General features: G+C 36.4%; 15 protein-coding genes. 2 read left to right on the forward strand and 13 right to left on the reverse strand.

Annotated elements, in window-relative coordinates:
* Positions 1-124: 124 nt before the first annotated feature.
* Together ACYQ3Q_RS06570 and ACYQ3Q_RS06575 are read left to right on the forward strand one after the other, a co-directional pair.
* Positions 125-1,765: an ABC transporter permease gene (locus ACYQ3Q_RS06570; protein ID WP_459927805.1), complete on the forward strand. Its 1,641-nt coding sequence runs from the start codon at positions 125-127 to the stop codon at positions 1,763-1,765.
* Complete coding sequence (locus ACYQ3Q_RS06575; RefSeq protein WP_459927806.1) at positions 1,765-2,418, forward strand: ABC transporter ATP-binding protein; 654 nt, start codon at positions 1,765-1,767, stop codon at positions 2,416-2,418. Before ACYQ3Q_RS06570 ends, ACYQ3Q_RS06575 begins: the two co-directional genes overlap by 1 nt.
* A gap of 218 nt (positions 2,419-2,636) precedes the next feature.
* Here ACYQ3Q_RS06575 and ACYQ3Q_RS06580 read toward each other — a convergent pair whose 3' ends face one another.
* The 13 genes from ACYQ3Q_RS06580 to ACYQ3Q_RS06640 form a co-directional block, all read right to left on the reverse strand.
* Entirely contained in the window at positions 2,637-3,428 is a 792-nt protein-coding gene (locus ACYQ3Q_RS06580) for a hypothetical protein (protein ID WP_459927807.1), read from the reverse strand.
* A gap of 149 nt (positions 3,429-3,577) precedes the next feature.
* A complete protein-coding gene (locus ACYQ3Q_RS06585; protein ID WP_459927808.1) occupies positions 3,578-5,365 on the reverse strand; it encodes a recombinase family protein in 1,788 nt (595 codons plus the stop codon).
* Positions 5,349-5,657 carry a hypothetical protein gene (locus tag ACYQ3Q_RS06590; protein ID WP_459927809.1) on the reverse strand — a complete coding sequence of 103 codons (309 nt, stop codon included), beginning with the start codon at positions 5,655-5,657 and terminating at the stop codon, positions 5,349-5,351. The genes ACYQ3Q_RS06585 and ACYQ3Q_RS06590 overlap by 17 nt, the downstream gene beginning before the upstream one ends.
* 165 nt (positions 5,658-5,822) lie before the next feature.
* The gene (locus tag ACYQ3Q_RS06595; RefSeq protein WP_459927810.1) at positions 5,823-6,557 is read right to left on the reverse strand and encodes a hypothetical protein; all 735 of its coding nucleotides are present in this window, start codon (positions 6,555-6,557) and stop codon (positions 5,823-5,825) included.
* Between the two features lie 217 nt (positions 6,558-6,774).
* Positions 6,775-7,440 (reverse strand): hypothetical protein, encoded by a 666-nt coding sequence (locus tag ACYQ3Q_RS06600; protein WP_459927811.1) that lies wholly within the window; start codon positions 7,438-7,440, stop codon positions 6,775-6,777.
* Between the two features lie 872 nt (positions 7,441-8,312).
* On the reverse strand, positions 8,313-8,816 hold the full coding sequence (locus tag ACYQ3Q_RS06605; RefSeq protein ID WP_459927812.1) for a hypothetical protein: 504 nt from the start codon (positions 8,814-8,816) through the stop codon (positions 8,313-8,315).
* Between the two features lie 225 nt (positions 8,817-9,041).
* A complete protein-coding gene (locus ACYQ3Q_RS06610) occupies positions 9,042-9,464 on the reverse strand; it encodes a hypothetical protein (RefSeq protein WP_459927813.1) in 423 nt (140 codons plus the stop codon).
* 742 nt (positions 9,465-10,206) lie between these two features.
* The gene (locus ACYQ3Q_RS06615; RefSeq protein WP_459927814.1) at positions 10,207-10,923 is read right to left on the reverse strand and encodes a sulfite exporter TauE/SafE family protein; all 717 of its coding nucleotides are present in this window, start codon (positions 10,921-10,923) and stop codon (positions 10,207-10,209) included.
* Between the two features lie 536 nt (positions 10,924-11,459).
* Positions 11,460-15,350, reverse strand: a complete 3,891-nt coding sequence (locus ACYQ3Q_RS06620; RefSeq protein ID WP_459927815.1) for a hypothetical protein — start codon at positions 15,348-15,350, stop codon at positions 11,460-11,462.
* A gap of 69 nt (positions 15,351-15,419) precedes the next feature.
* Positions 15,420-17,108, reverse strand: a complete 1,689-nt coding sequence (locus ACYQ3Q_RS06625; protein ID WP_459927816.1) for a hypothetical protein — start codon at positions 17,106-17,108, stop codon at positions 15,420-15,422.
* A 22-nt stretch (positions 17,109-17,130) separates the two neighbouring features.
* The gene (locus ACYQ3Q_RS06630) at positions 17,131-17,583 is read right to left on the reverse strand and encodes a hypothetical protein (RefSeq protein WP_459927817.1); all 453 of its coding nucleotides are present in this window, start codon (positions 17,581-17,583) and stop codon (positions 17,131-17,133) included.
* Between the two features lie 153 nt (positions 17,584-17,736).
* Positions 17,737-18,570: a transglutaminase-like domain-containing protein gene (locus ACYQ3Q_RS06635; protein ID WP_459927818.1), complete on the reverse strand. Its 834-nt coding sequence runs from the start codon at positions 18,568-18,570 to the stop codon at positions 17,737-17,739.
* A 165-nt stretch (positions 18,571-18,735) separates the two neighbouring features.
* Positions 18,736-19,572 (reverse strand): hypothetical protein, encoded by an 837-nt coding sequence (locus ACYQ3Q_RS06640; protein WP_459927819.1) that lies wholly within the window; start codon positions 19,570-19,572, stop codon positions 18,736-18,738.
* Positions 19,573-20,025: the final 453 nt, after the last annotated feature.

The raw sequence follows: 20,025 nt of genomic DNA on the forward strand, positions 1-20,025 counted from the left end.
GCCTGCAAAGGCTGCCTTAACCAAACTAAGTATTTATATTATATTTCTACTTTAGATTTAGTTGATTCTCTCGTCGCCCGTTTAAAGGTTACTAGTCTGATATACGTTACGAGGAGGTGAAAGAGTGCAAACTTTAAGATTCCTAATTAATAAACTGAATGGTTGGTCCATTTTGAGCGTTATCTTTATCGTTCTTATTCTATCTCCGAACATCGATATTCTCATCCATATGTTCAACAAACCAAATGAGAATTGGATTCACATAAAAACTTATTTATTAAAGGATTATGTCATCAACTCTGCCATTCTGGTTGTGATGACAGGTGTGTTTTGTACACTTGCAGGGACTATTATGGCGTGGTTAATCTCTGCTTATAATTTTCCTTTCAGGAATTTTTTTAAATGGGCACTGATTTTGCCCTTGGCCATCCCACCCTATATTGCAGCCTACACCTATAATGGGATTTTAAATTACACAGGGGTCGTCCAGACGTTTTTGCGAAATGATTTAGGGATACAGGTAAGTCCAAAGTATTTTGACATCATGTCCATTTATGGGGCTGTGTTCATCTTTACTATGGTCTTATTTCCCTATGTTTATATGATTACTCGAGCTTTTTTGGAAAAACAGTCTGCTTCCTTAATCGAAAATTCCCGATTGTTGGGTAAAAATTCGTTTGAAATTTTTGTTTATGTAATTCTCCCCATTTCTAGGGGGGCGATCTTAGGGGGAGCAACCTTAGTTTCTTTAGAAGTCTTGAATGACTATGGGGTAGCGGCCTATTTCGGAGTTCAAACCTTTAGCACAGCAATATTTAAGACCTGGTTTGCCATGGGGGATATTGATTCCGCATTAAAATTAGCTGCTATTTTAATGCTATCGGTTTTTGGTATTGTGCTTCTTGAAAAAATACTAAGGGGCAAGAAAAGGTATAACTTTACTACAAAAGTAAGGCCCCTTGTACGAAAACAGCTAAAAGGAGCTCAAGCTTCCCTAGCTGTATTTATCTGCTTCGTTTTCTTTAGTTTTGGTTTCATTATCCCCACCCTGCAATTACTTCACTGGAGTATCTTAACGTATGAAAAAATCTTAGATATTTACTTTATTCAATTGATGTTTAACTCTGTTTGGGTTGCATTAGTTGCCACTGTCTTGATTATGACGATTTCTGTTGTAATTGCCAACTTTAGTAGAATCGAGGATAATTGGTTTGCAAAACTGATTTCTAAACTTACGCTCGTAGGATATTCCATTCCGGGGGCTGTAATTGCTATTGGGGTTATTCTGTTCATTATTCAGATGGATCATAGGCTTCAGTGGCTCTACAAGATGATCGACCCTAATTCAATTACCTTGGTATTGGGCACAAGTATCGTGATGTTGCTATTTGCTTATGTGATTAGATTTTTAGCAGTAGGCTATCAAGCTGTTGAATCTGGATTTGATAAGGTGGGGAAAAAGTTTTTTGAAGCTTCAAGAATGTTGGGTAAGAGTGTAACTCAAACTTTCGTACTGGTGGATTATCCTATGCTTAAGCCTGCAATTATAAGCGGATTTGCCTTGACCTTTGTAGATATCATGAAAGAACTCCCTTTAACTCTAATTTTACGGCCTTATAATTTCAATACTTTGGCCACTAAAACGTTTGAGTATGCTAATGATGAAATGATTCATGAAGCATCCATTGCTTCCTTGATTATTATTCTAGTAAGCCTGTGTTCCATTTACCTGTTGAATAAAATCGGAGATAAGGAGAAAGTCTGATGTTTATTGAGATCGAAGGATTATGTTTTAAATACTCACAGAAATCTATTATCCAAGATTTTAGTATGTCCATTGAAAAGGGAGAGGTTATTTGCATCCTAGGAGAAAGTGGTGGTGGAAAAAGTACCGTACTAAGGCTTATTGCAGGCTTGGAGGTTCCAAGTAAGGGACGAATAAAAATTAACGATATCACTGTCGTGGATGAGAGTGTTTTTGTGCTACCTGAGAAGAGGGGGGTCGGCATGGTTTTTCAGGATTATGCCTTATTCCCTCATATGACTGTGTCAGAGAATATCCGATTTGGCTTAAGAAAATTAAGTACTAAAGAAAAAGATCATAGGATTAATCAAATGTTGGATTTAGTGAGCTTAGGAGATTATAAAAAAAGATATCCCTATGAATTAAGTGGGGGCCAACAGCAAAGGGTAGCTATCGCTCGAACACTTGCTCCAAATCCTTCCCTTCTCTTGTTAGATGAACCCTTTAGTAATCTAGATGCTCATCTTCGAAGTAAAATCAGGGAAGAAATTAAAATCATTTTAAGACAAACGAGTAAAACCGTAATATTTGTAACCCATGATAAAGAAGATGCTCAGAGCATGGCTGACCGAGTTGTGATACTCAAAGAAGGAAAAATATTTGAGACTGAGTGATGTTGCTCCTGTTTCAACTATTTTTTGATTTAATTTATTGTCCCTTGTTGCTTATAGCCGCCTGTGAGGCTGCTAACAAAATAGTACAATCACCTTTTTTCACATTACGGAACACTTTTTGTAATTCAACTTATTCAACACACTTGAAATATTTTCCTATCTTACTATATGTATTTAAGTGTCATAAAAACCAATTTCTTTCAATTATTATTATTATGCTATACCTCATCTTCTAGTTTTATTAAATCCTTTTCAGGATTAAATTTTGCCTCTAAGTAGAATCTATTATTAAATAATTCTTCTGTAGATGTTATAAATGAATGCGTAGTTAAATCACCAATATTGAATTGAATTGGGTCGTCTGACTCTCTATTTAGTAGTATCACTCTATATTCTTTTTGCTTTTCGAAAAACTTATCTTTCCAAAAGTACTTACCACTCCTGTTATTCATATAATCTTCAAGCCTATTCATATAGTTGATAGAGAAATCACTATATTTTACTTTGTCAGCTGCCCACGGTATATTCTCTTTTGCAAAGGCTTCTTTTACATGATTTAAAAAATCAGTGCATGATATAACCATAACATACTCCCCGAAACTCTCAACAAAATCTTTCTTCTGCTCATCTAAAAAACTAAATGTTGCCTTAACAAAATCCGTGTCTTCTTCAATTATTTCTAAACTTCCAAAATCTATATAGCTCATACAGAACACATGCTTTTGCAAATCTTCTTCCATTGTAATTGCACTTCTACTTGCAGGTCCTTCATAAACTAATTCCTTTGTTTCATAGTCATAAAACTTTAAATTCAGTTCAGTTAATATAGTTGATCCTTCATCTTTATCTCCCATACCTTTTTCATTTGTCTTTTCCTCAAGTCCTTTAAAAAATCTAAGAGTATTCATATATAAAGTGCCTTTTTGTAAGCTCTCTAATTTCCAAAGCTCGTCTGAAAACTTTAAAAACGCTACTGGTCTTTGTTTTAATTCATCTGAAAATACTAGCATAAAAATCCCCCTCCATCAGTAATAGCCCATCTACAATACAAATTATACCAAAATATTCATCTTGTTTGTGAATAATGTTTATTATTTTTAGTACTATATAAAAAGAAAAACCCTATCCATCATCTGGACAAGGTCAATCCCTTCAAAGCCTATCTCACATAAACGCTATAGTTGATGTCATGCCATCTGCCGGGTTTGATGTGCTTACCGTACTTTTTCCTGTACTCTTGTGCTCTTTCAACGCTTATTACTGAATTGAATGCTAGTGTATATTTTGAATCTCTAACTTCAATGCTTTTTGCTCTTTTTACTTCATATTTCTCATTCAGATAGAAACTGAATAAGTCATTTGTTTGAATGTCTGATAGATTTATAAGCCATTCGAATTCATTATCACCTCTGACTATAACTTTTTCAACAAGCTGGTTGATTATGCCTTCATCAAGCCTTTCTTTATCAAAGTCTACCAATTGCTGAAGAGTGTCCCTTATGTGAATAAGCTTTGTTTCCAAGTTCTTTTCTGCTAAACCTAGCCCACCGCTTATGCGTTCTGCTTCTTCCTTTGACGCTTTGATGATTTCATCATATTGTTTTCTTTTCTCGTCAAGCTGTTTCTTATCTATTGATTCGTCAGTATATAAATCAATGAGCCTACTTATCTTTTGTTTATTCCTATCTATCTTTAATTGAAGCTCTTTCACTTTATTACCATTATCTACTTCATCATCAATGAAGCAATCTCTGGTAAGTTCAAAAGCCTGTAAAACTGACTCTTTGCGTAACACCCACACTTCCTCAATTATGTCTTTTACCATTAGATCTAAATACCATTCACTAATTGACTTCCGATCACATGCTCCCTCTATAGGTAAACCGTTTGCTAGCCTATATTTAGTTGTATTGTTTAAAGTTCTGTTTCTACAAGCATATCCTCTTGCAATTTCACCAGTATCCTTGGATCTCCTCCAATTATACTGTTGGAATCGGGCGCCGCAATTACATTCCATTAGATTCATCCACTTATCGGTGGATCTTTTAATACCTCGCGCCTTAAGACCAGCAAACTTCTGACTATTCTCACCCTTTATTTCGGCCACCTTCTCGAAAGTATTGGCTGAAATTATTGGCTCAAAGTTACCTTCTATAACAACGTAATCGCTTTTTTCATTTTTCTCCCTTTTATGCTCCAGACAGTCTATCACTGTCGTTTGCTTTTGATACTGCTTACCAATGTACATAGGGTTATCTAAAATCCGACCAATTGTTGACTCATACCATTTTACCTGACCAGCTGAGTTTTTCCTCCCTGTCTTAGTTAATCCCAATTTAATGGTACGAATACCTTTTCCTTCTAAGTATAGCCGGAATATCATTCTTACTGTCTCTGCCTGTTCTTCATCAATGACGAATGTATCCCCACTTCTGTTATAGCCAAGTATATTACCCGTGCCGTATAACACTTTTTTCTTAAGCCTTGCTGATGTTTGACCTTCTATGACAGCCCTACTAATTATTTTGCTTCCCTTTTGGGCAAAAGATGCCATCATTGTGAGTTCATGTTCCCCATCTTTATTAAATGTGCTTATACCATCATTGATGAAGAAAACTTCTACACCTATAGATGTAAGCATCCTTGTATATTGAAGTGTATCAAGTGTATTACGTGCAAATCTGCTAACTTCTCGGGTAATTATTAAGTCAAACCTTCCCTTTTTTGCGTCTTCAATCATTCGTAGGAAGCTAGGCCGTTTTTTTGCTTGTGTACCCGTGATACCTTTATCAAAATATCTATCTACGACCGTCCACTCAGGATGCTTCTCAACTTGTAATTCATACCAAAGTACCTGATTATCAAAAGCCGAAATCTGCGCTTCATGCTCTGTGCTAACACGACCGTAGACAGCAACTTTTCTCTCTTTTTTATTTGCTTCTTCCATGTCGCTCCACCTCCCTTATAAGCTTTTTCACGGCGTTTTCATAGGTAGCACCGTTTATTTCTCCACGCTCGTACATAATCTGAATGAGTGCTTTCACAAAAATTGGATTACTTTTCTCCTTCAAACTGCTGGTTTTTGATATCTGCTTTGGTATCAAATTTGTTTCTGTAACAACCGTGGATTGGGAGGTTAACGCTCCGGTATACTCTTTGTCAAGATCTGAAATACCTTCATTTACCGCTTTATTAGAATTGACACATTCTTTCTTATCGATTTCTATTTTCTTACTCATAGCCTTTCTCCTGTGCTGGCGTCCCAGCGTTTTTTGTAGCTACGAGTACATCGTATGATATCTCTTCTAATGAATTTTTGATCAAAAAAAGGAGCATGCCCACTCTACTTTGGACATGCTCTTAAAATATAAGTCAATTTGTATGAATTTTTTTACTCTATAAACTTAAATTTTAAATTCTTTTTTGAAATAATCCCTGAATGTGAAAGGAATACCTAAGTCAAATAAGTTCATTATGATGGTTTGTACCAAGCCCTTCTTAATCTCCACAAACTTTGGACTGTAGGTAATACCATGCTCAGTTGGATAAGCTAATTTTGATATGTAAGGCTCCCATTTCTTATGCTCATAAACATTTGCCTTATCAATAAGTTCTATTTCATCAGCCATGTTTAATAAGATAACCGCTAGCAATCCTCTTAAACTGTATATCTCTCCAATAACTTCATCAATTATTTTCTTGGTATCTCTATTAAACTTGTCAGTTCTTCTTAAGCCAAATGTTTTACAATGAATATCGCCAAAAATTACATTTAGTGGATTCTTTAGCATGTCTTGATAAGACTTGCCATCATTAGCATCATCATCACTAAGATCAACCTTATCTATTGTGTTACCATCAATTTTAAGTTTTCCTTCCGTACATTTTATGTCCAGCTTTATTCTTTCCTCGCCTGACCAGTATTTTTCGGGTAATCCTGTCAAATTAGTTAGCTTTTCATAGACAGCTTTTCGCACCTCATCATTTTTAAATAGGCTATCTATCTTCCCAGTTTTAGCCTGTTTAAAGATAACGTCTAAGAACTCATGCTCATCAACTAAGTTCTTATAAAAACCTGTGACGCGTAGAATTTGCTCAAGTATCATATAGTTGATTTTAATATTAGTAATATTGCTCATGTTTGCCCTCCTTGATGAATAGTTGCAACAATTGTATCACAAACAAATGCACACTAAACATGATTAGATTAATTCTCTAATCTATTGTCATATTCGACAACTCAACTAGCCATGCCAAAGTTAGAAATAATCACTTATCAACTAAAATAGACGGACAACCACCCAATTCGGGGATTGTCCGTCTATTTCTGCAACTAGTTATTTGTTTGAATCTAAATCACTCCAAAATCTGCTTCAATAGGTCATAGTGTTCCTTATGTCTTCCAGATAGTGAAGGGGTACTTGTTAAATACAACAAGTACCCAACAGCATTCTTAGGGATGTTACTTTCTACATAATGCCTATGTTTCTTTATAAATGGTGATATTATTTGAATAAAATCATGTAGTTCTTCATCCGACAATGAATCCACAACAGGAACTCTAGGCAGTGTTAACATAATATTGTCTAGCAATTTATTCCTCTTTTTATAATCAGAGATTGCCAAGTTTAACATTTTGTTATACTCACATAAATCACAATTGCTGAATCCAATTACTTGGCTTAACATATCACCTGTAAAATAATTTAAGAGCTTTTTGCCATCGTAGTCTATTTTAGATTGAGCCGTCTTAATATTTACCTGCTTATGCTCGACTAATGCAACATTATGCTGTTTAATTACTGACGCTACTGACGGCAACGTACTGGTGATGTAGATTTTAGTTGTATCACTTACAATCTTAGTATTCATTATCAAATCTATATACCTTTTAAGGAAGTCATCTTGGTTTTTACTTAGGTTCCTTCTAGCTATTGAGCCTATTGGTCTTTCATATAAACTACCGTCATCTCTCATGTAGCAATGGTAAACTTCTCTTGTTAAACTAATTATGCTTCTCATAATTAAATCCTCCATCTCTAATTTTTATCTTTGGTGTCTATGTGGCAATGCTTATAAAATATTTAAACGTCCGATTACTCCATTTTTAATCATTTCTTCTTAACTCGCCTATCTTAATATTTTTACGTAATTTTTTATTTTCTCCAAACCCCCTTTTTCCAAGCCGATTCCTCATAAATCTATTACCCAAAACCTTTAATTTACTATTCTTTTCTTTAAGGCTGTTTTCGCAGCCTTGAAATTTCTCAAATCAGAGTTCTTATTTAAGAAATATAATGCTTATCCGGCAATGCCTATCACATATCAAACCAAGGTCAGAGTGATGGGAGTGACATGCACATATTACAGAATAACCCCTTTGATATTTGTAGTCCGGCAACCCATTCACCATTAACCTTTCAATTATTAAATGCCAATTCTCATCATTCTTTAGACCAATCATGCTTTTCATGTAAGGCTATTTTTAAAATGAAGAAATATCTTTATCACTAGCCACCTGAAAGTTAAAATCTTTGACCATACATTCCTCAATCTCCAACACTAAAAAGCTTACTTCATCTATTAACATGTCAACAAAATGTCTCTAAAATATTTTTGTTTCCAGACACTTAGGACACTTTCAAAAATGGCAAAAATGCCTTTGTTTTTTTCACTAGTCATATCCAAGTATCTCAATTTCGCAATTTAAGAACAGTCTACAAATTATTGGTTCTTCTCAACTAGTCAGTCATAGGCTTATTAAAATCCTACTTTTACAATTTTGAAGACACAAAAAGGCAGGTATATATACCTACCTCATGTACGGCCTTAACAATCATGCAATTGAACTCACTGCTTATCAAACTATGTCCCACACAATTTTACACCCGTTATTATCTTGTACACAGTATACTTTCTAATGTGGCTTCCTTATATGGACTTTCTTCACTATTTCCCTGTACCCAAGAGTACCATTGATTATTGACTTCTAACTCCCTGATAAACCCTTCATCATCTATATACCTTTCACTAAAATCTATTACTAAATCAACATCGTTTACAAATTTATCAATTCCAGGTTCGTAATACCCCCTATCCTGCCTTATCTCTTCCTTACTATATCCCTCTTCATTTGCTAGTATATTGTAGATAATCACGCAATCACCCAATACATCAGTCCTTTTAGGGCCTACTTCCTTTAACGCTAGTAACTGGCATGCTTTAATTCTTTCCTCTTTATCCGGAAGCTTAAAATTCTCATCCAATAAACCTCTGCTTTTCAGTTTTCGAAGATGTCTATATAAGTTTGCTCTATCAGTCTTTAGATATTTAGCCGTCTTTGTCTTATCACTGTCATTTAAATACAATGCATTTAACAACTCTTCATCACTACACATATCCTCAAGCCTCCTAGCTTTCGTTCTCTGTTATCATGTTGACACAAACTGCGTCAGCACTTTCTCGCTCCATACACAACCTACTTTTCGGTCGACACGTGATTTTATCCTACAGTTCTTTACCGGACACATTTCTCAGTACATTATTCTCACTATACAACAACCCCTGTATTTCTAAGCTTCCTTTATTTTAGAAAGGTTTGCTCTCTAATTACACGTAATACGTCATGTTTTCCACCATATTCCTTTGCTTTTAGCCTCCTTTATTCTCCTAGCCACAGTCGCCCTCCCTACTCCCAGTACCACAGCTATCTTCTCTTGAGTCATTCCCTCGTTTAATAGTAATAAAACCTTTTCACAGCTTGCCTCTTTTTTGTAGGCAATTTTTAATCCATTTTTCATTTTATCCTTGTACGGTGCACCATCTATAAGTCGTTTATTTTCTTCTCTAATTTTATCTATTTGACCGTACAGTTCATTTATAGTGGCATCTGCTGTTTTAACAAGTCTCCAAAGTATTCCTACTATTTTCCCACCCGTTGTTTCAGTGCTTTCCTGCACTATCTCCATTAAACCCTCATTTTCATCCTGTATGCCATTGTACTCTTTTACCACCTCTATTAACTCAAATATTTCCTTGATGTCCACTACAATCTACCCCTTGATAATTTATTTGATCTAATTTCAAATGCATGCGTAATTATAAGCATTGAAATGTAATAAATATTGTATTAGTTGATGCAATATTTGCTTTCTCTTCATTAATTATTGTTTTACTTGATTAGTTTTTTACCATACCAATGTATATCTCTTAAAACAACAAGCCTTTGAACACCCTCTAAATCAGAAAAGAGCACCCTCAATTTAACTGAAGGTACTCTTTATGGATTCGCTCAAGATAACGGGTACCAAAACGGCACCCAATGCTCATCTAAAATAAGACTACTGCTGGGGTCATTTTAATTCTGTGATCACCTACTTGGACCATAATGGAATACTCCTCGTCAAAATGAGTCAGAGTTCCGATAAGACTTGTCTGTACGCACCTATAGAGGAGAAGGACGTCTGAGAATCCTTTAGCAAATGCACTAGGCAAGTTCGTAGAGTGGGTCTTTAGCGAAGGTCTATTCACAATATAATACCCTCTTCGGCAGCGAAAGATTCCAAGCTAGGGGTCTTCTTTGACTTACCTGATGGAAGAATACTTGTATATATTGGAAAACATCACAACAAACCAGAGTAATTCCAAGTATCAGAGAATTTGATTCCTACGCTTGAGCCAATATTTCTCGGGATTTGGTTGACACTTAAATCACCCAGATTAGGGACTAAGATGCTCGAAAATCGGGTTTGGATTTTTGGGTATGTTAACATAGTATTGATAAACTAGCTAAAACAAAGTTGTAAGTAACAAATATATACCTGTAAACAATAACAAGATGTAGATTATCTTTTGAAAGAGTTGCTGATTAAGTCTTGCAAATACCCACTGTCCTAAATAAATTCCTAGTAAAGTAAAAGGTAAGGCCCATAGGGTTGATATCCATACACCTTTTGAAATGCTATACATTGAAAATTGAAGAAAGAGACTAACCAAATAAACAAATACAAAGTAGGCCAAAGTGGTACTGCGAAGAGTTGACTTATCAACCTTTGCCCCAGCAAAATAAATCAGTAATGGGGGTCCAGGCATACCTAAGCTTGTAGTGAGTAAGCCTGATAATGCCCCTGTTACTAACTCTTTTGAGTTACTTTGTTTAACATTAACTTTAGCAACTAATAAACCTGTAGATGCAAGAATTAGTATGCTCACAAATATTTTTAGGGGGCGTACATCAAGAAAGATAAAAAGGAAAAGACCAGGTAAGATTCCTATCAAACTCCCCTTTATCAATCGTATCAAGCTCTCTTTATTGACTTCTTTGCGTATTTTATAAGTCATTAAAAGAGATATCCAAAGAGATAGTATTATGTTTAATTGTATTGCATCGTGAGATTCAAAAATAAGTAGTAAAAACGGGGTAGCCATGATTGAGAATCCAAATCCAGTTCCCGCCTGTAAAATTGATGCAATTAAAACTATAATTACTAAACCGAATGTATGCATATAATCCTTCTTTCAAATTTAAGCTTCGTGCCCTTTACTCAATTCTTTATCCCTTTATACTGACATATTTCAGCTAATATTAAAAGGGGTTCACTTAACATCTTTTATAGGACACAATTTTGTTCAGCATGCTTCATAAAAGGACTTCGCTAAACTCCCATTTAAACTGTTCATATCAGCCATATTAGATTTTCACCAACGTATGCCCCTTGAAACCATCGATTAGCTTTAATCAACTAGCCCATGAAAGCTTATGAAACCTATTACTCAACCTCATTTAACTACCTCTCTGGAACCTCTCAAATCTTTGTTTTGAAACCTCTTTACCCTCTTACCCTTACCTTCCCCTTACTACACCCCTAAAACTCCCTTAAACCCACTCTGGTTTGCTCTGGACAACATCTTCGCCCTTAACTTTTTAACCCCAAATTCTTAAATAACTACTAAATATATTTCAATATCCATATATTTACATTAAAAAAGAATACCCTCAATTTTTGTTGAAGGTACTCTTTGATAAATTATGATGATTTGATTTAATGTAGGTCTTGGACATTAACGTTAGGTATGAACCACTTTTTACTAACGTATAGGTTTTCCATGTTTGGAAGTTTAATGTCCTTTGATTGAAAGCTTCCTATAAAACCATCTGGTTTATCTAAAGCAACGTCTGATTTGTTATTTACGCGGAATTGCGAAAGGAATGCTTTTTCAAACATATTTGATTGTCCAGAACTTGGTGGACACAGCTTGGGGTCTGAAACGGAAGTTCTAGTCGGCGTCTTAAGGAATCCAACATTAAGCGTAGTGCATTTTCTAACTACTGTTATTTCAAAGCTTTCATTGTACCAACGCCCATCTGAACTCCATGACGCACTTGGATCGTTCCCACGATTCCTTTCAAGACTCTTCACAATGTTTGTAATTGCCATCGTTCTTTGGTTCAATGCCCTTGCATCTTCATCCGTCAAACTATCCTGTACTTTTTCCCATGTTACGCTCTTATTTAATATCTTTGTGACCGTCACGCCACTTCCACCGCTCAGGTTTGTCCCATTGATATTTTGCAGAGCGTCAAGACTCCCAATACTCTTTGCTAAATGAATTGTTCCATCAGGTGAAGCTATGATCTTAAAGAAAACATCCAGTGAATTCGTGGTATTTATTATGTCCAAATCCGATTCGTTAGCTGAATCCTGTCCACTGTCTGGCTTTAGAAGATACTTGTCTTCCGTACTAGTTTTCGTGTTTAATCCCAAAGCAGCGAGTGATTCATTTCCTCCAGTGATCTTTACTGATTTGCCATTGTTCATCCAGGCATTTGACGCCTCTGGATCTGTATTCACCCATTGGACTATACGTAGATTTTCTAAGACTGTTTTAGCCTCTTGAACATATGCATTGTGCTCTGAATTCGCTTTATTTAGAGTGTATTCATTGGCGGGTAGTTGTACTGCCAATGCATTTCTTTCATTTCCTGTTATTAGTGTCTGCCAAGTCACTAACGAGACTCGTGTAGGACTTGTTCCAGTGCCTAACTGAAAAATTGCTCCGCCAGGCAAAACTCTATTCGGCCCATTCCACGATTTCCCTGCATTCGTTGCCCTCGCGTGCATGCTCCATTGAGTCGAACTTAATGCTAAACTCTCTGCCTCATTGACGTTATGCCATGAAGCTTCGGCAAAGTCGTTTGGCAGAATACTGCTAACAAATTGAGAGACAATGTTTACCTCGTTTTTAACATTACTCCCCACTGTCTGATAAGTCATCCTAATGTAGGGATAAAACTGAATAGATGTCGAGTTCAAAACCATATATCCGGCACTATGAATGCTCGTAGCATTTCCGAAAGGCGTCACAGTTTGAATCTCATTTGTTTTTGTTTCGCTTCCAACATCCTTAGCATTTAAACCCCTGTAGGTTTGTACTGTTACTTCTCCAGTATGACTTGCTACAGTATCAGAGTTACGTGTTGCCGTTTTCCAAAGTGCTCCATCATAGCTATGAACTGAATTAGTCTTCAAATCAGAGCTTTCTGAAACACTTAATTGTGCTAATAGATCAAGGTTATAAGAACCATTGACGCCCCTATCACCAGCAGGTTTTATACCGTATCTATTAAGCAATGATTTTATTGGTATATTTGCATTTTCCTTATAGCTTGCGATGGTCGGGACGTCTAAACCCCTCCATAGCACTGATTGATACTCTGCACTATCTAGTTGATTTGTTCCACCAGTTAAACTTGCATTTCCACTTTTAGTATTATTGATCATTCTTGCTTTGAACACGCCTCCAGCAGAGTTAGCTTCCAATTTATCATTAATAGCTGCTGAATTAGAGATTATATAATTGTAACTAGCATCTCCAAACCTAGCGGTGCAGCTATGACCAGAACAGTCATCGTCACTACAATAGTGCGTATCACTTCCGGCCATACTTGCGTATGAGAAGGTAAATAGACGTTTTCCCCAGTTTGGTATAGTGTCGTTCATGGTTGTTATCGCTTTGCTAATTTCCGACTCTCCGAGTGTCAGTGGCCCTGCTTCAGCTTGTGCCTCTGAACCTTTAGTTAATAACAAATGGAGCGTTAACTCACCGTCTTTCAACTCAACCGCTTCAGACTTAGTTCCAGTTCTCGTGTTTGATAAACTAGTCTTAGATGATGCATAATCTGCATTACCATCACTATCAGAAGTCGAAATAAACCAGTCTTTAAGTCTATATTTTATCTCATCGTTAATTGTAATCTTTGGAGGGTTGGTGACCGTAACAAACTTGTTTCGATCAATGCTTCCATCTGAAAGTTCCTGCTCGTAGTATTTTACAATCTTGTATTTCTTATCATCTCCTGCTAACAGACTAGGGTCTGGTGCCGGATGCGCTGTTGAACCCTTTGAATAATCACGAGTTGTTTGTGAACTAGATCCACTAGTAATATAGATGTGCATTGCCACGCCTTGCTTACTGGTTAGCATTGAGTTTAAATCACTTAATGATTTTTTGCCTGTAAGCTCTGCAAACCCTTTAAGCGTGATGCCATTACCAACCCAGTCCTCACCTAGGAACATTGACCTCCAGCCTAGATTTCCAAGTATGACACCATAGGCACCGCCACTTGAACCATATTTAAAGCCATGATTCTTTGCAAACTCTATATGATTTCCAACCGTCCCGTAAACATAATTAGAATGTATTGGTGATGTTGGTAACCCTGAACTATTACCTGCTGCCGGGACCATCCAGAAGATTGGTTCTACAATCACACTGTATCCTTTCTCAATCATTACGCTTGTTACAAATTTATTTCTATCATTTATATTTGTTCCGGGCAGGTCAAACAAGAATTTGCCTCCCGTATCAAAATTCAGGAACTTCATTGCATATCCTTCATCGTTTGACCCACTTGCTAATGGTATGGGCTCTAATATTTGGACCGTATTTTTCACTTCGTTTGTATAATTCAAGTTAAACTTGTCTGTTTGCTGGGCAAGAATTAAATTACCTTCTGGCTCCCAGTTCACCCCTAATCCGTGGCTTATCACAGATGTGGCGATGTAGACAAATTCTGCATATGACTTACTTATGCTCTTATGAAAATTTATAGCTGCAGATATCTCTTCATATTGTATTAGGTTAGCACTCTTATCCTCCTTCATTCTCCTTAGGGATATTATCTTTTTTATTGCTGATACTTGAGATTCTATTATTTTTTGTGCATCGCTATAATACCCTTGTTCCATCACGATTGTAAAGGCTTTCCAGTGATTATCAGTTCTGTATGCCGCACTATTTATCAATGAGAATTCAGAAACATATGCCATATCACTCACATTTTTAATTTCATCTTTTAAATTAGGTTTAGTTGTACTGGACGGGCTATATGAATTATTAGATGTTGATGGACTTGAACCCGTGGTTACGCTTATTGTAGGTCGTGTAATACTTCCAGCACCACTTAAAAACCACTTTTTAAATGCTTCGCCTTGGGCTTGGGCCACGCTCATACCATTTACATCAACAAACTTAATCGGAACAGGTGGATACTTGGCTCCTTTAAAATCTTTACTACTATAAAGATCATCTATTGTTATAAATGTCCATTTGCTATTGTCTGAGCTTAACGCCGTTGCCCTTGAATTTGTATATCGGTCATTCTGGTTTGTTATTTGACTTGCAGGGCTAAACATCAGGTCTACTGTATTAGATACTGGCTTAAAGTTTTCATCAATAATTTGAAATCTATAGCCACTTTGGCTTGTTGTCCAGGTATAAGCGCTGTTCACAGAGCCTCCACCTGAACCGCTACCGCTATTATTCTTATCGCCCACACCAATTTCAGCAAATGCTGACATTGGAAGTGCGGCAGCGATCAAAATGGCTACAATTAAACTTGCTAATGTTTTCTTTATATTAGCTTGCATCACTGTCTTTCCTCCTTTATTAAATTAGTAGGACTCCTACACTTAAGTAGAAGTCCTATCATGATTTGACTCTTATTTGAATGGATTTTTCATACCTGTAGTGTCTAATGTTCCTCCTTTGGCTGCATCTTCTGGTGAAACACCAGACTCTTTCATCCAGTCTGGTAGAGCTTCCCATGCAGCTTGTCGCGATTCAAGTGAGTTACTGTTTTGAGTTGAGTTATTATTCACCACAGGTGCAGTTTCATTTTTCGATGGTTCTTGTTTCTTAATCGTTGGAGTTGGAACTGAATCTTGAACTTGCTCTACTGGTAAACGCTCTACTTCTTCAAGCGTAGTGCCTAAATCCTTTGCTAGCTGTGAAAGCAACCCTTTTGTGTCAGCTTCTGACCACCCTCTGTCCGCTGCTCTTTTCCTTTCCATGTCGATCATTCTTTTTGCATCCTGTAAACTCATACCACTTGAAAGCTTCTTATTCCCATCAACCGGAACTATTGCTAATGGAACCTCTGTCCAATCCTTACCATATGCAAAGCCTTCATCATCAACACCTAGAACTTTGTAAACATCTTCACTAGCCACATTGAATTTATTGATGTTATTCTTCCCGTACTCAACCTCACTGAGGTATCCGTATAAACTGTTCTTCGCTAAATGTGTATTTATAACTAGCTCGATCGCCTCGCTCTTGCTGATCGGTTCATCCCAACGAGACTCCGTTCCAATTATCAAGCCTAGATCCTTCGCTACTACCATTGATCGGTATAGCTCTTCCTGGAGGCCCTTTTTAGGGTTTTGAACGCTATAAGCTAACGTGTATGCTTGCCAACGATCCTTACCTAATATCTCGTTTGTTTCTTTGTCCTTATACTTAAAACCAACCTTCAAGGCCAGATCCCCTGCATTCTTTGTGTCACTGAATACTTTTTCCTTGCCAGTGACCTTTGCTAAATCTTCAATGAAATGTTTGTTAACTACCATGTAGACTGCTTCTGCCCTTGATATAGAGCCTTTAAACAAGGTTTCATCTAAACTCTTGTTTGCTACACTCAGAAAGCCATATTCATCAACTTCTTGGGCATGCTTACTATTTTTCGTTGCGCCGCCAACAGCTTCCTCAAATGCTGCATCCACTTCAATTGGCTTTACGCCTTCCTCAGACTTGAATACAAGGGTGTAGAATTCCTCTCTACTCAACGACTTTGTTCCATTGAACGATGTCGGATTTAAAGCGTCTGACAACAAATTAAAATACGCATTTATACTTCCCATCAGAGCATACTCATCATTTTCATCCACGTCAGTGTAAGCATCCGAGGCTATTTTAATTAATTCTTGTTGAACACCCGAATCTCCCCAGTACTTCTTAACAAACACCTTGTTTCTAAGGGCATTTGCCAATGTAGAATTTCCGTTCCTATCACCAGCCTCATCTACATATAAACATCCGCTTTTTCCATTAATGCTGTTTTCACTAACAGTATTGATATTAAACTGGGTATCAAAGTCCTGTCTAAAGCCATTATTAAACGTCTTGAGCTGATCCAGTTGAACCCACGCCTTTTCTTCTTGCTGTTGTCCTTTAACCACAATATCATAGGATGGTTTTGGAAGTTCAATTGTTATGGTTTGACCTGAATTGATCAAATCAACCATCTCAGAGCTCTTCATTATTGAACAACCTGATATTTGTGACGCCAATATTATTAATGTTAGCATGGGTATGGCCACCTGCTTAACCCGCATAAACCTACCTGCCATGATAAGTGCCTCCTTTGCTCAATTAATTATACTCTCTGTAATTACAATGTTTGTAAATAATAATCTTGTCCTTTTGTTTTGCTGATTTTTTAGCTCCATTAACCTTATTTTTCTCAACCAGTTCTTTAAACTCTTCCCTGTTTACTATTTTCTCATATCCCTTGCTATTGACCAATCTATACGTCCGATTTTCCGCATAACCACTTAAACCTACTAAAACATACCTGTCAGATGGTTCAATTGGTATGCCTTTTCCATTTAATATATCTGTCTTTGAAACATTGAATGATTCATGTACGCCTACCACTCTACCATCGTTAGCGACCGTTAAACCTACAACAAGTATACCTCTTTTTACTACAGACCTGACATCTTCCTTTTTATAGATTTTTGTTTCTTTTTTATTAGCTTCGTAGATTCTGTAAGCAGCTAACTTACCATCCTCAAAAATCCTACCTATGATTAAGAACCTCATTTTCCATCAACCTTTCTTTTTATTGTTTATACTCTTCATAACAGAAAGGCTTATTTTCATGTTTTTAAAACTTACAAAATTGCTAATTCTCAATGATAACTTTGCTTCTAATGGGTACATATGCTCATTTTATATATTGCTCATGTAAATCTTTTACTTATAAACCCTAGTTTCATAGTCAGAAGTAGTCCAGAAGGTTCCAGCTGTTACATCAACAGAACGCCATACATTGTCTATATAAATCTCGTTCCAGGCATGAGCACCAGCTGGAATTTCACCCGTCACATACTTAGTTGGAATGCCTTGTGAGCGCAACATAGCTGCTAACAAGGCAGCTTTATCACTACATATACCTGTTTTCGAGATTAAAACCTCATCAACATCTGGTATATAAAACAATGGCAGCTCATTTATGTTAAAGTATTTTTCATAATCATAAGGTAATTTAGATACCATTTTAAAAGCTTTAATTACAAATTCTAAGTCTGAGTTGCTTTCGTTTTTAAGTTGCTTGGCAGTTTTGCTAGCTAAAGATCCTTTATCATAATAAACAAATACGTTAGGCAGAGTATACCTCTTGAGCTCATTTTTTATATTGACATGAAACTCAATGCTCTCAAGGATTTTACCGTAGTTGCTGTCTGTTTTCTCAATGAAAAGCAATGTTACTTTGTTGCTATCAGGCAATGGAACAGTCTGAAATTCATTGGTATAGGGTATATATCCATACTTCTTAAGTCCATCAACTGATCTGACTTGAATAATATAATTTTCACCTACAGCTTCACTCTTTACCAGGAGATATCCATCATCTTTTAGGACAGTAAGCCGTTCTGATATATGAATTTGTGTTTGTTCTTCGTTATCAATGACAATAGTGGATATGTTCTCATCTTGACATGTTGTAGTTGAAACAGTCGTAGCACCAAATCCAGCTACTAACGTTAATGCTATGATCACTAAAAGTATTATTAAAAGCCTTCTCATAAACATTGACCTCCTTGATTTCATTTCTACTTTTTATCATAGAAATGTCATTATCAAGGAAGGAATGTTTTCACAACTAGCTACTAAAGCATATAAGGGTGTACGAAACGAAAAGGACTGTCACAATTTACTTGCAACAGTCCTCAATTATAAAGTATTTAGTTTTTATTTCTGCTTGGTTTTTCTGCTAACCTTTTTCTTCTCATTTGTATGCTCTGGTGAGGGATCCTCGTCCTTATTTTCTTCTGTAGAATCAGGAATTTTATTTGCCTCCTCAGAGTCTACAATCGACTCAGAGGAGTACTTTGTATGATCAAGACTGTCAAATATAGTTTCTAAACTGTTCGTTTTTTCAACAGGTTCATTTACAGTTTCATCGGTTTTTCCAGCTGAATCAGATAAACCTTGTTCAGCTTGAAAATTCCTATTATCTGCTTCTGATGAAACTGCCTCTATGTCTATGTTTGTACCACCTAAATGCTGCTCAACCTCTGGAACCTCAGTAAAAGATTGAATATTCGTCTGTTCACCCTTGCTTCTTTTGTCTTGAATTGTTACGCCATCACAGATTAATATCTTGCCTTCCACCAGTCTTACGCCGGCCACATAGTAGCCCATCTCTATCATCATGTTCAACCGTTCATGTGTTATTTTTTTTCTATCGCATTTGTTCGAAATGGTCTCGTATAATTTACAACCGTCGTCTGTTTCAATCACTCTTACTACAGCATACATATTCATCATGCTATCAGCAGGGTAGAGTGTTCTGAATTTCCCTACAGCCGATTTGATCTTGAGGTTACGCATATTAAATCCATCTGTATCTAATTCAATTTGTCCATTATTCAACTTCAATCCATTGACTAGCCCACGTTTAATGAGGTCTTTAACCTCTCTAGGTGTCGTTTCCTCAAACTGACGACTTACCTCATCAAATAAATTCCAACCAGCAATCCTTGTCATGCCTAAGTCGATTCGATTTATAGCTGTTTTCTTGCTCATTTAAACATCCCTCTTTCTTGAATATTCTCTTGCCATTCAACTGTGCGTTGGATTCTAACAGACTCCTAAAAGTGATGCAATAGCAATCTTCTTAAAATACAAAACATATTTTCAGATAAAAAATAAAGAGCCTGCAACTCTACAAGCTCTTTACCTTAAATATTCTACTCTTTCAACGAGAATCAATTACTACTTAATGAATTCCGTTTCAACTGAACGGCTAATCTTTAATACGTCCCTAACCAACAATTGCACCATTTTTGATTAGCCGGATTAACTCACTTTTTTCAAATTGGTAGTCCTTCCCAATTCTATCCACGATTATATACTTCGTTTCCTTGGTGTACATATTTCGCTTTACTACTGTGTAATAATGCCTTTCATCAAGCTTTTGTCCAATAATTCCAATGTTTGAGAAATTGAACCAAATGCTGTAAAGGTTATTGCCAAGAG

It is taken from the genome of Desulfosporosinus burensis (assembly GCF_054657535.1).

Bases quoted from the DNA above. Each gene is read 5' to 3' on its own strand.
- ACYQ3Q_RS06575 (WP_459927806.1), top strand. From the start codon at position 1,765: ATGTTTATTGAGATCGAAGGATTATGTTTTAAATACTCACAGAAATCT.
- ACYQ3Q_RS06580 (WP_459927807.1), bottom strand. From the start codon at position 3,428: ATGCTAGTATTTTCAGATGAATTAAAACAAAGACCAGTAGCGTTTTTA.
- ACYQ3Q_RS06585 (WP_459927808.1), bottom strand. From the start codon at position 5,365: ATGGAAGAAGCAAATAAAAAAGAGAGAAAAGTTGCTGTCTACGGTCGT.
- ACYQ3Q_RS06590 (WP_459927809.1), bottom strand. From the start codon at position 5,657: ATGAGTAAGAAAATAGAAATCGATAAGAAAGAATGTGTCAATTCTAAT.
- ACYQ3Q_RS06595 (WP_459927810.1), bottom strand. From the start codon at position 6,557: ATGAGCAATATTACTAATATTAAAATCAACTATATGATACTTGAGCAA.
- ACYQ3Q_RS06600 (WP_459927811.1), bottom strand. From the start codon at position 7,440: ATGAGAAGCATAATTAGTTTAACAAGAGAAGTTTACCATTGCTACATG.
- ACYQ3Q_RS06605 (WP_459927812.1), bottom strand. From the start codon at position 8,816: ATGTGTAGTGATGAAGAGTTGTTAAATGCATTGTATTTAAATGACAGT.
- ACYQ3Q_RS06615 (WP_459927814.1), bottom strand. From the start codon at position 10,923: ATGCATACATTCGGTTTAGTAATTATAGTTTTAATTGCATCAATTTTA.
- ACYQ3Q_RS06625 (WP_459927816.1), bottom strand. From the start codon at position 17,108: ATGGCAGGTAGGTTTATGCGGGTTAAGCAGGTGGCCATACCCATGCTA.
- ACYQ3Q_RS06630 (WP_459927817.1), bottom strand. From the start codon at position 17,583: ATGAGGTTCTTAATCATAGGTAGGATTTTTGAGGATGGTAAGTTAGCT.
- ACYQ3Q_RS06635 (WP_459927818.1), bottom strand. From the start codon at position 18,570: ATGAGAAGGCTTTTAATAATACTTTTAGTGATCATAGCATTAACGTTA.
- ACYQ3Q_RS06640 (WP_459927819.1), bottom strand. From the start codon at position 19,572: ATGAGCAAGAAAACAGCTATAAATCGAATCGACTTAGGCATGACAAGG.